Source organism: Acinetobacter sp. ANC 3929 (genome assembly GCF_000369405.1).
Classification (GTDB): Bacteria; Pseudomonadota; Gammaproteobacteria; order Pseudomonadales; family Moraxellaceae; genus Acinetobacter.
In genome coordinates, this window is sequence record NZ_KB849999.1 from 242520 (window position 1) to 257319 (window position 14800).

14 protein-coding genes are annotated in these 14800 nt (G+C 42.1%); 7 read left to right on the top strand and 7 right to left on the bottom strand.

Annotated features, from left to right (window positions below):
- Nucleotides 1-34: 34 nt before the first annotated feature.
- Genes gatB through gatC form a run of 3 tightly spaced genes read right to left on the bottom strand, consistent with a single transcriptional unit; the run spans nucleotide 35 to nucleotide 3353 of the window.
- Nucleotides 35-1504 carry an Asp-tRNA(Asn)/Glu-tRNA(Gln) amidotransferase subunit GatB gene (gatB, locus tag F909_RS11495; RefSeq protein ID WP_005150133.1) on the bottom strand — a complete coding sequence of 490 codons (1470 nt, stop codon included), beginning with the start codon at nucleotides 1502-1504 and terminating at the stop codon, nucleotides 35-37.
- Nucleotides 1504-2982: an Asp-tRNA(Asn)/Glu-tRNA(Gln) amidotransferase subunit GatA gene (gene gatA, locus F909_RS11490; protein ID WP_005150134.1), complete on the bottom strand. Its 1479-nt coding sequence runs from the start codon at nucleotides 2980-2982 to the stop codon at nucleotides 1504-1506. The genes gatB and gatA overlap by 1 nt, the downstream gene beginning before the upstream one ends.
- A 53-nt stretch (nucleotides 2983-3035) precedes the next feature.
- Nucleotides 3036-3353 (bottom strand): Asp-tRNA(Asn)/Glu-tRNA(Gln) amidotransferase subunit GatC, encoded by a 318-nt coding sequence (gene gatC, locus F909_RS11485; protein WP_004652310.1) that lies wholly within the window; start codon nucleotides 3351-3353, stop codon nucleotides 3036-3038.
- Between the two features lie 132 nt (nucleotides 3354-3485).
- On the opposite strand from gatC, the gene F909_RS11480 reads away from it, so the two are divergent.
- From F909_RS11480 to F909_RS21030, 6 genes are all read left to right on the top strand, one after another.
- Nucleotides 3486-4526, top strand: a complete 1041-nt coding sequence (locus F909_RS11480; RefSeq protein ID WP_004652309.1) for a rod shape-determining protein — start codon at nucleotides 3486-3488, stop codon at nucleotides 4524-4526.
- A 17-nt stretch (nucleotides 4527-4543) separates the two neighbouring features.
- A complete protein-coding gene (gene mreC, locus F909_RS11475) occupies nucleotides 4544-5401 on the top strand; it encodes a rod shape-determining protein MreC (protein WP_005150135.1) in 858 nt (285 codons plus the stop codon).
- Entirely contained in the window at nucleotides 5388-5879 is a 492-nt protein-coding gene (mreD, locus tag F909_RS11470) for a rod shape-determining protein MreD (RefSeq protein ID WP_005150136.1), read from the top strand. Before mreC ends, mreD begins: the two co-directional genes overlap by 14 nt.
- Entirely contained in the window at nucleotides 5867-6427 is a 561-nt protein-coding gene (locus F909_RS11465; RefSeq protein ID WP_005150137.1) for a Maf-like protein, read from the top strand. The genes mreD and F909_RS11465 overlap by 13 nt, the downstream gene beginning before the upstream one ends.
- A gap of 63 nt (nucleotides 6428-6490) precedes the next feature.
- Nucleotides 6491-7945, top strand: coding sequence for a ribonuclease G (gene rng / locus F909_RS11460; RefSeq protein ID WP_005150143.1), 1455 nt, complete (start codon nucleotides 6491-6493; stop codon nucleotides 7943-7945).
- 135 nt (nucleotides 7946-8080) lie between these two features.
- Nucleotides 8081-8254 (top strand): PA1571 family protein, encoded by a 174-nt coding sequence (locus F909_RS21030; RefSeq protein WP_005150146.1) that lies wholly within the window; start codon nucleotides 8081-8083, stop codon nucleotides 8252-8254.
- A 36-nt stretch (nucleotides 8255-8290) separates the two neighbouring features.
- Here the strand turns inward: F909_RS21030 and F909_RS11455 are convergent, their stop codons facing one another.
- Nucleotides 8291-9676, bottom strand: coding sequence for a WS/DGAT/MGAT family O-acyltransferase (locus tag F909_RS11455; protein WP_005150147.1), 1386 nt, complete (start codon nucleotides 9674-9676; stop codon nucleotides 8291-8293).
- 186 nt (nucleotides 9677-9862) lie between these two features.
- The gene (locus F909_RS11450; RefSeq protein ID WP_005150148.1) at nucleotides 9863-10594 is read right to left on the bottom strand and encodes a phosphoadenylyl-sulfate reductase; all 732 of its coding nucleotides are present in this window, start codon (nucleotides 10592-10594) and stop codon (nucleotides 9863-9865) included.
- Between the two features lie 173 nt (nucleotides 10595-10767).
- Here F909_RS11450 and thrH point away from each other — a divergent pair, with 173 nt between their 5' ends.
- Complete coding sequence (gene thrH / locus F909_RS11445; protein WP_004652299.1) at nucleotides 10768-11385, top strand: bifunctional phosphoserine phosphatase/homoserine phosphotransferase ThrH; 618 nt, start codon at nucleotides 10768-10770, stop codon at nucleotides 11383-11385.
- A 76-nt stretch (nucleotides 11386-11461) separates the two neighbouring features.
- Here the strand turns inward: thrH and F909_RS11440 are convergent, their stop codons facing one another.
- Nucleotides 11462-12691, bottom strand: coding sequence for an OmpP1/FadL family transporter (locus F909_RS11440; RefSeq protein WP_005150149.1), 1230 nt, complete (start codon nucleotides 12689-12691; stop codon nucleotides 11462-11464).
- A 252-nt stretch (nucleotides 12692-12943) separates the two neighbouring features.
- On the bottom strand, nucleotides 12944-14461 hold the full coding sequence (locus F909_RS11435) for a hypothetical protein (RefSeq protein ID WP_005150150.1): 1518 nt from the start codon (nucleotides 14459-14461) through the stop codon (nucleotides 12944-12946).
- Nucleotides 14462-14800: the final 339 nt, after the last annotated feature.

Genomic DNA, 14800 nt, shown 5'->3' on the forward strand with positions numbered 1-14800 from the left:
TCTAAAGCGGGTTTTCTTTTAAAATTAGATTAGTTTAACCAATCAATTTCTTCATTAATTCATTCACTTGAGCTGGGTTGGCTTTACCTTTTGCAGCTTTCATGACTTGACCAACGAGACCATTAAAGGCTTTTTCTTTACCAGACTTGTACTCTTCGACCATTTTTTCATTGGCTGCAAGCACGTCTTTGATGATCGCTTCAATCGCACCTGTATCGGTTTCTTGCTTCAAGCCTTTCTCAGCAATAATGTCATCCGCAGATTTTCCTTCTGCTTCCCACATAAATCCAAACACTTGCTTCGCAATTTTGCCGTTAATGGTATTGTCGACAATACGTGCAATCATGCCACCTAATTGCGCAGCTGAAACAGGAGAGTCCGCCAATTCTAGGCCTGCTTTGTTTAAAGCACCTGAAAATTCACCCATCACCCAGTTTGCAGACACTTTACCTTGCTTCGCACCGCCCGCAGCAGCCACAACCGCTTCGTAGAAGTCCGCCATTTCGCGTGACAGCGTCAATACGTGTGCATCGTACTCAGTCACAGCGAAGTCCGCGATAAAACGCGCACGACGTGCTTTAGGCAGTTCTGGAAGGGCAGCGCGTGCCGCTTCGATTTGCTCATCAGCAATGATCACGGGTAATAAGTCTGGATCTGGGAAGTAGCGATAGTCGTTCGCTTCTTCTTTCGAACGCATTGAACGGGTTTCCATCTTGTTCGGGTCGAACAAACGGGTTTCCTGATCGATCGTGCCGCCGTATTCCAAAATTTCCATTTGGCGTTCGATTTCAACATTGATCGCTTGCTCAATGAAACGGAATGAGTTGAGGTTTTTCAACTCGCAGCGTGTACCGAACGGTTGACCTGGACGACGCAATGACACGTTACAGTCGGCACGGAATGAACCTTCTGCCATGTTACCGTCAGAAATACCTAACCAACGCACGAGCGTGTGAATCGACTTGATATAGGCAACCGCTTCTTCAACCGAACGCATATCTGGCTCAGATACGATTTCAAGCAATGGTGTACCTGCACGGTTTAAGTCGATACCCGACATACCTTCGAACTGGTCATGGATCGATTTACCTGCATCTTCTTCAAGATGGGCACGAGTCACGCCAATACGCTTCACCGTGCCATCTTCAAGCTGGATGTCGATATGACCCAAGCCGACAATCGGATTGTCCATCTGGCTGATCTGGTAGCCTTTTGGAGAGTCTGGGTAGAAATAGTTTTTACGCGCGAATACAGAAGCTTGGTCGATATAGGCATCGATACCCAAACCGAAGCGAATCGCAAGATCAACCACTTCCGCATTTAATACAGGCAATACACCCGGCATGGCTAAATCAACAAGGCTGGCTTGTGTATTTGGGTCTTGACCAAATTCAGTCGATGAGCCTGAGAAGATTTTAGACTTGGTCGCCAATTGCGTGTGGATCTCGATCCCGATAACGACTTCCCAACCGTCAATTAACTTTAACTTTTGAGCTTCAGCCATTATGCATTCTCCTCAGCAATTGCCGCACGTTTGGTATGCCAGTCTGTATTTTGTTGATATTGATGCACAATCGAAAGCAATTGTGATTCTGACCAATAGTTACCAATCAACTGTAAGCCTACAGGCAAGCTGTCTTTATCAAAACCAACAGGTGCGTTGATGGCTGGTAGACCTGCCAAGTTCACAGCAAGCGTATAGATATCGCCTAAATACATTTCAGTCGGGCTGAGATTCGCACCGATTTTGTAGGCAGTGGTTGGCGCAGATGGCGCAGCAATCACGTCAACATTTTCAAATGCTTTCAAGAAATCTTGTTGAATCAAACGACGTACTTTTTGTGCCTTGACGTAGTACGCATCGTAATAACCTGCAGAAAGGGCATAGGTCCCGATCAGGATACGACGTTGTACTTCTGCACCAAAACCTTCTGAACGTGAACGTTTGTATAAGTCCATCAGGTCCACTGGATTTTCACAACGGTAGCCATAACGAACGCCATCAAAACGTGACAGGTTTGAAGAGGCTTCCGCAGGTGCAATCAAGTAGTAAGTTGGTACATAGGCTTCAGTCATGTTGAGGTCAATCTCAACCAAGATTGCGCCCATTTCCTCTAACTTTTTCAATGACTCTTCAACGCGTGCTTTCACATCTGCATCTAAACCAGCAACATTGAAATACTGTTTTGGAATACCAATACGTAGGCCTTTCACTGCTGTGCTGTTTAGGTTTGCAATGTAGTCATCGACTTCTTTATTGATCGAAGTCGAGTCTTTGGCGTCATGACCAGCAATCACATTCATCAAATACGCACAGTCTTCCGCTGAGCGTGCCATTGGGCCGCCTTGATCCAATGATGATGCATACGCAATCATACCGAAGCGAGATACACGACCATAGGTCGGTTTTAAGCCTGTTAAGCCGCAGAATGATGCAGGTTGACGAATTGAGCCACCTGTATCGGTACCTGTTGCGATTGGCGCAAGATCAGCCGCAACAGCCGCTGCTGAACCACCAGATGAACCACCTGGAACATGATCCAGTGCCCAAGGGTTAGCCGTTGCACCGACATAAGAGTTTTCAGAAGTTGAACCCATGGCGAATTCATCCATGTTCACCTTACCTAGAGTCACGAGACCCGCAGCTTTCGCTTTTGCAACGACGGTTGCATCGTAAGGAGAAATGAAGTTATCCAGCATTTTTGAACCGGCAGTGGTTTTAATGCCTTGGGTACAAAAAATATCTTTGTGGGCAAGTGGAATACCCGCCAACGCATGTGTATGACCTGCTTTCAGTGCAGCATCGGCAGCATTCGCTTCAGCAAGTGCCTGTTCTGCAGTCACTGTCACATAACTTTTTACTTTTGGGTCAATGTGCGCAATACGCTTTAAATAATGTTCAGTCAATTCGCGTGATGAAAATTGGGCTGTTTTTAAGCCTTCAGAGAGTTCACGGATTGATAAGCGATGTAAATCTGTCATATGAAAAATTTCTTTACATTCTAAATATAAAATATTGACTAATTGAATAAATCTTATTCAATTACGCGAGGTACGAGGTACAAACCTGCTTCTGTAGCAGGCGCGACCGCTTGATATTCATCACGATGGTTGCTTTCAGTTACAACATCAGCGCGTAAGGGTTGCGGGTTGTCAAATGGGCTCTTTAAAGGCTCAACATCATCGGTATTAATGCCTTTCAAGCTTTCCATCATGCCAAGGATTTTATTTAAACTTTGAGCATATTCAGCAGATTGCGTGTCATTGAGAGATAAACGTGCAAGGTGTGCAATTTGCGAGACCGTTTGCGCATTTAAGTCTGTTGTCTGCTGAGCATCTGATGATGTAGACATAACTTTACCTAATTCAGTATTAAAAAATTTCAAAATTCGTGCGTTATAATAAGCGATTGACTTGTTCAAATCATCACATTTAGTTAAAGTTGCCACCTTGTATTCACACAAAGTTTAATTGAGAACGCCCCCGTGATTCTAAAACGACTAATTGGCTTGTTTTCGCCGGATTTAGCCATTGATTTAGGTACTGCAAATACACTTATTTATGCACCAGGCCGTGGCATTATATTAAATGAACCAACTGTTGTGGCAATTCGCCATAGTGGTTCACAAAAAATTGTTGCCGCTGTAGGTATTGATGCTAAACAAATGTTAGGCCGTACACCAGCGAATATTTCAGCAATTCGTCCGATGAAAGACGGTGTGATTGCTGATTTCGAAGTCACTGAGACCATGTTGAATCAGTTTATTGGCAAAGTGCATGAAAAGCGGTTATTCCCGCCAGCGCCGCGTGTGGTTGTCTGCGTACCTTGCAAATCAACCCTGGTTGAGCGTCGTGCGATTCGTGAAGCTGTATTTAATGCAGGTGCGCGAGATGTACGTTTGATCGAAGAGCCAATGGCGGCTGCAATTGGTGCAGGTATGCCAGTTGAGCAAGCATGTGGTTCGATGGTTGTCGATGTCGGTGGTGGTACTACTGAAATCGCAATTATTTCATTACAAGGTTGCGTCTATGCTGATTCATTACGTATCGGTGGTGATGTATTTGATGAGCAAATCATCAATTATGTGCGTAAGGCACACGGTTGTGTGATCGGGGAAACAACAGCCGAAGTCATTAAAAAAGAAGTGGGTATGGCCGTTGCTGACGGCAAGACCCTCGAGATTGAAGTTCGTGGTCGTAACTTGGCAGAGGGTGTACCTCGCGCGATTACCGTGACTTCTGATGAAATCACTCAGGCAATTTCTGATCCGTTACAAAGTATTGTCAGCGCTGTAAAATCTGCACTTGAACAAACACCACCTGAATTATCTTCGGATATTGCAGAGCGTGGTATCGTGTTGACAGGTGGTGGTGCATTATTGCGTAACCTTGATAAATTACTTGCGCAAGAAACAGGTTTGCCTGTAATTGTTGCAGATGATCCTTTAACTTGTGTCACTCGTGGCGGCGGTAAAGTATTAGAGTTCTTTGACAATCCAAACCACGACATGCTTTTCGTTGGTTAAATCATAAGGACTAGGCGGTGCAACCGAATCTTTTTTCAAGACAACCGCCATCTTTTCGCTCATTTGTCATTGCGGTGATTACATGCTTGGTGGTGCTTTTCTTTGATTGGCGCATGCCTTATGTGATTCAACCTGCAAGGGATGTCTTGTACGCCGCGTATAATCCTATTTATGCGCTGGCAAGCTATCCTGTACTATCGCGAGAATGGCTTAACCAACAAACCAAATCTGAAGCGCAATTGCGACGTGAAAACACCGCAATGCAAGCTGAACTGCTACAAGCACAAGTCCGCCTCCAAAAACTTTCAGAACTTTCTGCGGAAAATAATCGTTTGAGAGGGCTTTTGGATACGCCATTAATTATTGATGGACGTATGCAGATCGCGGAAGTGATTGGGACGGATGCTGATCCATTACGCCATATTATTATCATTAACCGTGGTTCAGTGGATCATTTAAGTACGGGACAAACTGTTCTAGATGATAAAGGGATTATGGGGCAGATCATTAATGTCTATCCACATAGTGCCCGTATCATGTTGCTGTCTGATAAAGAGCATTCATTGTCTGTGCGTTTAGAGCGTACTGGAATGCGTGCGATTATTTCGGGTACTGGCGATTTGGGTCAACTCAAAATGGAATATGTGCCAACGAGTGCTAATATTCAGGTTGGGGACAAAGTCTTTAGTTCCGGTTTAGGCGAACATTTCCCGGCAGGTTATTTAGTGGGAACGGTGTCTAAAGTCAGTCGTCATACTTCAGGTGAATTTGCCGAAATTGATGTCACACCTGCGGCTCAACTTGCCAGTGGTCATCATGTTGTGGTGCTCTTCTCTGAATCCTTAGCGCAGGAGCAACCGTATGCCGATCGCTAAGCTTAATTACGAGAAACGCAAAGATCCACTTTGGATGATTATCCTCTCCATCGTGATTGGTTCTGTATTGATGGTTTATCCGATGGCCTATGAGGCCTCAGGTTGGCGACCATCAATCATGCTGATGATTATGCTGTTCTGGATTCTTTATCAGCCTGTATGGTGCGGTGTCTGGTTTGCTTTTGGCATGGGGCTTTTTACTGACTTGCTGTTGGATGCACCCTTTGGCCTAAATGCACTGAGTTTCGTGCTGATCAGTTTTGGCATTCGCTATTTAATTCGTGAGCGCCGTATTCTGACGTTTGGGAATTCGTGGGTCATCGCTGTGATTGCGGTTGTGACACACATTACGTTCCTCTGGATGAGCCAGACCATTTCAGGCACACATTTTTCGATTGCACGCCATTGGCAACCAGTCGTGACAAGTGTACTGATATGGCCACTGGTTTATTATTGCTTACATAAATGGCGCATATAATTCTCGCATCAAGCTCGCCTCGTCGGCAGGAGCTATTGCAGCAACTGGGGCTGGACTTTGAAATTTATAGTCCCGATATCGATGAGGCGGTGCATGATGGAGAGGCAGTTGAGCATTATGTTGAACGCTTGGCGCGAGATAAGGCACAAGTAGTTTTAAATAAATATGCTGACGCAATTGTGATTGCGGCAGATACCAGTTTAAGTTTTGCTGGACAGATCATTGGTAAGCCAGAGTCAAAGCAACACGCTTTTTCAATTTGGTCGATGCTTTCTGGCCAATGGCATGATGTCTATTCCGGAATTTGTGTCGCAAGTTCGGCTCAGATATTGAGTCGCGTGGTGAGAACTCAAGTTGAGTTACAGCAGCTCAGTCATGCGGAAATGGAAAAATATTGGGCAACAGGCGAACCGATAGGTAAAGCAGGTGCTTATGCGATACAAGGAATTGCGGCACAATATATTCCACAAATTCGAGGCAGTTATAGTAATGTCGTCGGTTTACCTTTGCATGAGATCGCACAGTTATTAGAAAGCGTTAAAGCCTAAGTATTTCAATACAGGGAACGACACTTTCGGGTATAAGAATTTTTATAAAATTTTGAGTTTGTTATGGCAGAAGAGTTGCTGATTAACGTCACGCCGATGGAATGTCGTGTGGCCTTGATTGAAAATGGTACGGTCAATGAATTATTCGTTGAGCGGACTGTAAAACGTGGGTTAGTGGGTAATATCTACAAAGGTAAAGTGGTTCGTGTATTGCCAGGTATGCAAGCTGCCTTTGTCGATATTGGTTTGTCTCGAACCGCTTTTTTGCATATTAACGATATGGTGTGGTCGCGTTCTCAACCAACGCCAAACGTTTTTGAGCTGCTACATCCGGGGCAGATGCTCACTGTCCAAGTTATGAAAGATATGTTGGGTACCAAAGGTGCTCGTCTAAGTACTGATCTATCTATCCCATCGCGCTATCTCGTTCTCATGCCTTATGGCAATCACATTGGTGTGTCACAGCGAATTGAGTCAGAAGAAGAGCGCGACCGTTTACGTGGTATTATTGAACATATTCAGGCAGAACATAATTTGCCAGGTAGTGTTATTGTTCGTACTGCGGCAGAAGGCGTCGATGAAGCTGCGATAGCACAAGACATGTGTTATCTCAGTAAACTGTGGGAGTTTATTCAGCGCAAACAAAAAGAAGCGGCAACTGCTGAACTGATCTTTGAGGAACTCCCTTTACCGCAACGTATCATTAGAGATTTAGCTAGTGATGAAACTGCAAAAATCTATGTCGATTCACGCGAGATTCATGGCAAGCTCAGCGAGTTTGTAGATGAGTTTGTTCCGACGATTCAAAATCGATTAATTCATTATCCTGGTGAAAAGCCGCTTTTCGATTTGTATAACGTCGAAGAAGATATTCAAAAAGCGTTGCAGACCCGTGTGGCACTCAAGTCTGGTGGCTATCTGATGATTGATCAGACTGAAGCCATGACTACGATTGATGTCAACACAGGCTCATATGTTGGCGGACGTAGTTTAGAAGACACCGTATTTAAAACCAATATGGAAGCAACCCAAGTGATCGCACGACAACTTCGTCTGCGTAATTTAGGTGGTATTCTGATTATTGATTTTATTGACATGCAAGAAGCTGAGCATCGTGAAGAAGTAATGCGTCAGTTTGAAAGAATGCTGGAACGCGATCATGCAAAAACTAAAATTACCCAAGTTTCGGAGCTGGGCTTAGTTGAAATGACACGTAAAAGGACCCGTGAATCATTGGAGCATTTGCTTTGTGAATCATGTCCAACCTGCCAAGGGCGGGGCTATGTGAAAACAGCAGAGACAGTGTGTTACGAAATATTTCGAGAGATCATGCGTTATGCGCGTGCATTTGATTCCAAGGGTGGCTTTACTGTCGTTGCCCATCCAGCCGTGATAGATCGGTTATTAACAGCAGAAGCCCCAGCTGTCGCGGATTTAGAACATTTTGTGAATCGTGTGATCAAATTCCAAGTGGAAAATCTATATACGCAAGAGCAATACGATATCATTTTGACCTAAAGTTGTAACAAGATTTCGCTTAATCCTTGTTACAACTGAAATTTTACTTTCTATCATGAATTTTAAATACTAGACCCATAGAATGAGCCATAGGTACTTTTCGGTGCCTTAGCTAATAATATGAGGTATCTAATTATGAATGTAAGTGAAAGATTAGTAAGTCACGGTTTTAAGCATGTATTAGACAGTAACCCTGTAAACACATGTTATATGGTAGATAGCCAAGGTAAAGAAGTTCCAATTACCACGGCAATGATTCGTTCAGCCTGCCATCAGCTTTTACAGCGTTGTCGCACAATTAAAAAATAAGGGGCTATTCGAAGCCCCTTAATTTTTTCTCTACAATTAATTTGCAACTTTGTGTTGTGACAAGTTTTGAATAGCTTGTTCAAAACGTTGAATTTCTTCTTCTAAATGTGTCAGTAAGTTCTGCATTTTAGGCAAAGCATTACGACATGCAATCAAACCCACTTCTAGTTTATCTAAATAACTGGTCATGGTGATATTCAGTGCCTGACCATCCATCACAATTGATGCAGGGTAGAGCGCATCGAGTTTGGCACCATTCCAGTATAGCGGTTCACGTGGACCTGGTACGTTTGAGATGACAAGATTAAATGCCTGACGTTTAGGTAACATGCCCGATGCAATGTTTAAACCAGCTGGGCCATACACAACCGCACTATAATTTAAAATTTCATTGGCAGTCATGCGGCTAAAACGTTGTTTCGAGTTCTGTACGCTACGACGAATAATTTCTAAACGCTCAATTGGATCTTCAATATGAGTCGCAAGATTTGCCAGAATCATGGTAATGCGGTTACTGACATCTGAATCATCTGTCCGAAGTGATGCAGGCACCATCGCAATTAACGGTTTCTTCGGCAAGCTATTGTGACTGATTAAATATTCACGCAAAGCGCCAGAGCATACCGCTAAGATGACGTCATTCAGCGTTACACCCAAAGATTTAGCAATACGACGGAAACGGCCCAGTTCAAAAGATTGCGCTGCAAAACGACGTGAAGAGCTTACACGTTGATTAAGAATTGATGGTGGAGCTTGGAAGGTTGAGACATAATCAGGATTTTTGCCAATCTCTTTGAAGATGGTTTGAGAAAGCTCTTGCATCACTTTCGGTGCAACTTCAAGTTGAGATTTAATCCCTGCCATGACACTCTTAATTTTGCTTACAGTCGGTGGTTTAGGGGCTTTTAAACGCTTGGTCCGTTTTCCTTCAACACACCAAAGTGGGACAACATGCTTTTCATTTGGATCATGAGAGAGTGATTTTTCAATCAGGCGCATACCCGCCACGCCATCTACCATGGCATGATGGATTTTGAAATACATGGCAAAGCGATTACCTTCAATGCCTTCAATAACATCACAGGTCCAGAGCGGCTTGGCACGATCGATTAACGAGCTATGCTGCTGCGAAATATACACAAGTAATTCGCGAATACGTCCTGGATTAGGTAAAGCGATATGACGGAAATGATGGTCGATATCAAACTCGCTATCTTCACCCCAAAACAAACCATTCAACTGATTGTTAAATGGCGGAACAGGAATGCTTTTTGATTGGCGAATTTCATTGACTAGATCATGCACAAATGTGGGTGAAGCGTTCTCTGGAAGCTCGAATAAAAACAATCCACCTACATGCATAGGTTGTTGCCTTTTCTCTAGCGAGAGAAAGATAAAATCAATCGGGTGTAGTGGGCGCATAGCAGATCTAGCCTCTCATCGCATTTTTTCTAAGATACTCTCATGGAGCTCTTGTTAGAATTATTGGAACCGTTCTGCGCAGTATATACTGTTTGTTCTGGTTAAAATATGACTTTAGACAAGCGAGTCAGGAAAAATAAAACCACTGACGAATCAGTGGTTTTAATATACCAAATCTGTAATTGATTATTTTTTGAGGTTGCCTGCGTGCAAGCCACATTCTTTATGTGTAGCCTCTTCCCACCACCAACGACCTTCGCGTTCGTGTTGATTTGGCAGCACTGCACGTGTACATGGTTCGCAACCAATTGAAATAAAGCCTCGTTCGTGCAATGGGTTATATGGAATTTCCATCATGCGGATATAACTCCAAACATCGGCACTGCTCCAATTCGCAAGCGGATTATATTTGATCAACTGTTTGCCTTCACCAGAAAAACCAGCATCAGCTTGAACCACAGGTACCTCGCTACGGGTTGGACTTTGATCCTTGCGTTGGCCAGTAATCCATCCATCCAATGTTGCCAGTTTCTTGCGTAGAGGTTGTACTTTACGGATTCCACAACATTCCTGATGTCCATCTTCAAAAAAGCTAAACAAGCCTTTTTCGGTCACGAATTGCTGAACAGCAGTAGACTCAGGGAAGCAAATTTCAATATCGATCTTATAGTGCTTACGAACAGTTTCAATGAATTGGTAAGTCTCTGCATGTAAACGTCCCGTATCCAAGCTAAAAACACGGAAGGGTTTACCAAGACGTGAAGCAATATCAATTAAAACAACATCTTCTGCACCTGAAAATGAAATTGCAATTTCACCTTCTTGGCTTAATGCAAGTTCTAAAATTTCTCGTGGCGATTTATCTGCATATTCAGCAGCGAGCGCATCTACAAGGTCAATAGTCGGAATAACAGTCATGGATGTTCCTGGCGATAGGCTTGGGCACAATTGTAAATCAATCGAAGCAAAGCAGTGTGCTTGTTATTGATTTTAATCTTGCAGAATAAAATGATTTTATTCAACAACAGAGCAAAAATTGAATAATCTTAGTGCTATGATACAGCAATTTTTAACCAACATTGGACGCATTCATGGAAATCGTATGCCTAGATCTTGAAGGGGTTTTAGTTCCAGAAATCTGGATTAACTTTGCAAAAAAAACAGGGATTAAAGAACTTGAGGCAACCACACGTGATATTCCAGATTACGATGTGTTAATGACTCAACGTTTGAATATCTTAAAACAGCATGGTTTGGGCTTAAATGATATTCAAGCTGTGATTGCAGATATGGGACCTTTTGAAGGGGCAAAAGAGTTTGTTGAATGGGTGCGTACTCATTTTCAACTGATTATTTTATCTGATACTTTCTATGAGTTTGCTCACCCACTCATGAAGCAATTGGGATGGCCAACGATTTTCTGTCATAAACTTGAGACAGATGAAAATGGCATGATTACCGCGTATAAATTGCGTCAACCTGATCAAAAACGTCAGGCAGTAAAAGCATTACATGGCTTGAACTTTCGTGTCATTGCGGCAGGTGATTCTTATAATGATACTACTATGCTGGGTGAAGCTGATCATGGCTTCTTGTTTGATGCGCCAGCAAATGTGATTGCTGAGTTTCCACAATTCCCACCATTACATGGTTATGAAGCGTTAAAACAAGCGATTCGCTCTGTATCACAACGTGATATCCCAGAATAATGAATCCTCTCTAGCCCTCCTTTTCTAAAGGAGGGAGCTACCCCCTCTTTAATAAAGAGGGGGTAGGGGAGATTGCTTAGAACTTATAGCCAATTTTTAAGCCATAAGCGATTGCATTGTTATTTTCAAATTCAGCTACATAGCCTGGCGTATTGAATTGAGAACCTGATTGCGCTTTCGCATCGCCGAGCCAGAAGTATTTCACACCACCCGCAATAAAGGTCGCAGGAGTCGGGCTATATTGAACACCTACACCAACATTCCAGTAACCTTCTGTTGGACCTAATGTAGTGACAGGATTACCCGCACCAGAGTCCCAACCCACTGATAGATTACCTGCCCATTGGTCATTGATTTTACGACCTACACCTGCCGTAATCGAGTATTGGTCTTCGGTATAAGCAACAAGATCAAAACCGTCTTTTTTGCCTGTATTGCTTACAATTGGAGGTAGAGTCGAAGCTGCACCAAATTTATAAGGACGGATAGCAAAGTCTTTCCAATTCACCCAACGTAAGTTTGCAAATGCGACTGTGTTCTCCATAATCCCTGTTTGGAAATCAAGATTAACCGATTGAGGGGTGGTGATTTCAGTTGTGCCTGTTGAATGATTGATTTTATTTAATATTGCATCAAAACCGGCATTGCCTGTCATACCTGCAATGCCATGCGTTTCGTAAGCATTCATTTCATGCTTGATTTTGGCACGATAGGTCAAAGAGGTTTTGAGTGCGATTTCAGGAATTTGATAAGCAACACCAGCTAACCAACCTACAGCTTCATCACGACCTGTTTTAAAATCATAGCCACTGTAAGCACTATAGCTTTGGCCACGTAATAATACGGTGCTGTCTAAAGTTTGATAAACTGCACCTGCATAGAGGTTCCAGTTTTGATTCGGTTGGTAACCAAATAACAGGTTTAAGTTTTCAGTATCAACTGTAACGGATGTACCACCTTTAAATGGAACAGGGCGACTTTCGATAAAATTATTTTTGCCCGTATATTCTGCATCTGCCCCATAAGGCTGGTCATAAATAAGACCAATCGAAAATTTATCCGTTGCTTGAATTTTTAAGGCCGCATTCGGCGAGTAGTAATGATTCGCCATATTCCCAGTATTGTTTTGAGATATGTCCTTACCTGATACATTTGGATCAAGAACTGTGATACCCGCTTCAAAATAATTGTTTGGCTGTAAAAAAGCTGCAATCGATTGACCTGAGCGATCCAGTGCTGCGGCAAATGTTGTCGTTGTTGGGACTAAGCTAAGTAGTAGAGCCGTTTGAATAGCATTCAGCTTCATTAATATGTTCTCTCAAATCACTTTGTAACAGAATGGCGCGGAAAGTAACATAATTTTTATTCGCTTAAATATTTTACAAATGTCAATAAATGAACTGATAAGGTCACGAAAAATAGTTGAGCATTCAAGTTTTATCTTGGTGGCTTTGAGGTTTGAAATGAGCTAAGGGAGTTGAGCTATTATTTTGATTTTATTTATTAAAGCACAATAAAAAAGGTCACCCGAAGATGACCTTTGTTTTATAAATTCTGATTAGAATTTATAACCAATTTTTAAGCCGTATGCGATTGCATTGTTATCTTCAAACTTAGCAACATAGTCATTACTACCTGCTTGAGCACCTGTTTGTGCCTTAGCATCGCCTAACCAGAAGTATTTCACACCACCAGCAATAAATGTTGCAGGAGTAGGGCTATATTGAAGACCTACACCTACGTTCCAATAACCTTCTGTTGGACCAAGTGTAGTTACAGGGTTACCTGCACCTGAATCCCAACCTACAGAAACGTTACCCGCCCATTGCTCGCTCAGTTTACGGCCAACACCTGCGTTTACAGACCATTGGTCATCAGAATATTCAACTAGGTTAAAGCCATTTGCTTTACCTGGTACTAAGCCTGCACCACCTAATACTTTAGATAACTCGCCAAATTTATAAGGTTGGATAGAGAAGTCTTTCCAGTTTACCCAACGGACATTTGCGAATGCAACCGTGTTCGCCATGATCCCAGTTTGGAAATCTAAGTTAACCGATTGAGGGGTTGTAATTTTTGTTTTCTTATCGGCATTTAATCCTGCAAGTTTAGTTGGATCAACGCCTAAACCTGTAAGTACATTTGTTAAACCAGGAAAAGCTAATAAAGATAGATCTTCTTTGATATTTACATCATGATCGATTTCTGAACGATAAGTCACAGATGCTTTTAACGCAATTTCAGGAATTTGGTATGCAGCACCTGCTAACCAACCCACACCAGTTGTTTCTTTAATATTTGCATCATAGCCATTATAAACACTGTATGCTTCACCACGAAGGCTGACATTCCCTTTTACAGTTTGAAGCACTGGACCTGCATAGAAATTTAGGTTTTTATTTGGTTGGAAACCAAAAACAAAAGAAAGGTTTTGAGTGTCGACTTCAACTTGTGTGCTATTTGAACCTGTGCTTGAGCCAAGATAGCCTTTTGCTGCATTTAACGCTGCTTGAGTTTGCTGTAGTTTTTGAAGACCAGCACCTACAGCAACATTACCACCTAGCGCAACTCGTTGTAACGCACCTAAAATTTCTTGTTGAGTAGGATTTTTTGGGTCTTTTGCAACTTGTTGAAGAGCTGGTCCGAATGAAGATCCAGCAGCTTGAACTAACTGACCAACAGATTTGGTTGATAAATCGTTTAGAGATTTTTGATTTAAAACACCATCAGTTGGGCTAGAAACGAATACATTATTACCAGTATATCTTGCATCGGCACCAAATGGTTGGTCATAAAGAAGACCAAAAGAAACATTGTCAGTCAGTTGAAGTTTTAATGCAGCACTTGGGAAGTAATAATCATCACCCATATCACCGATTTTACGTGTTGTTGATGATGTACCCGCTTCTTGACCTTTAACTGTAGGGTCTAAAACCGAAATACCGGCTTCAAAATAATTACCCGGTTGTAAAAATGCAGACATAGATTGACCTGAACGGTCTAACGCGGCTGCAAATACTCCAGTTGCAGGTAGCGTTGCTAAGATCATGGCAGTGCTAAGATGTTTTAATTTCATTGTAATCTTTCCTTGAACTTCAAGATTCTTAAGTGTTAAGAAGCTATGATTTGACAACAAAAAAGTTATCTATCGTGATTGGCTATAACTTCATGTAACAAAAATACCATAATTAAAATAAGAGTAAATGTTCTAAATGAACTAAGCAGTACGCAGGATTAGATGAAAATGGACAAAAATAAATCTTAAAAAATTTATATACATATGTGTTTTTATTTATAAAATAATGATAAATATAGATTATTATTTAAAAATAAGAATCATTATTTTTTGCAATTTTCAAAAAAAGTTTTTTCATATGGTCAAAGATTTTTTGTAAAAAGTAGGATTTATTTCTCC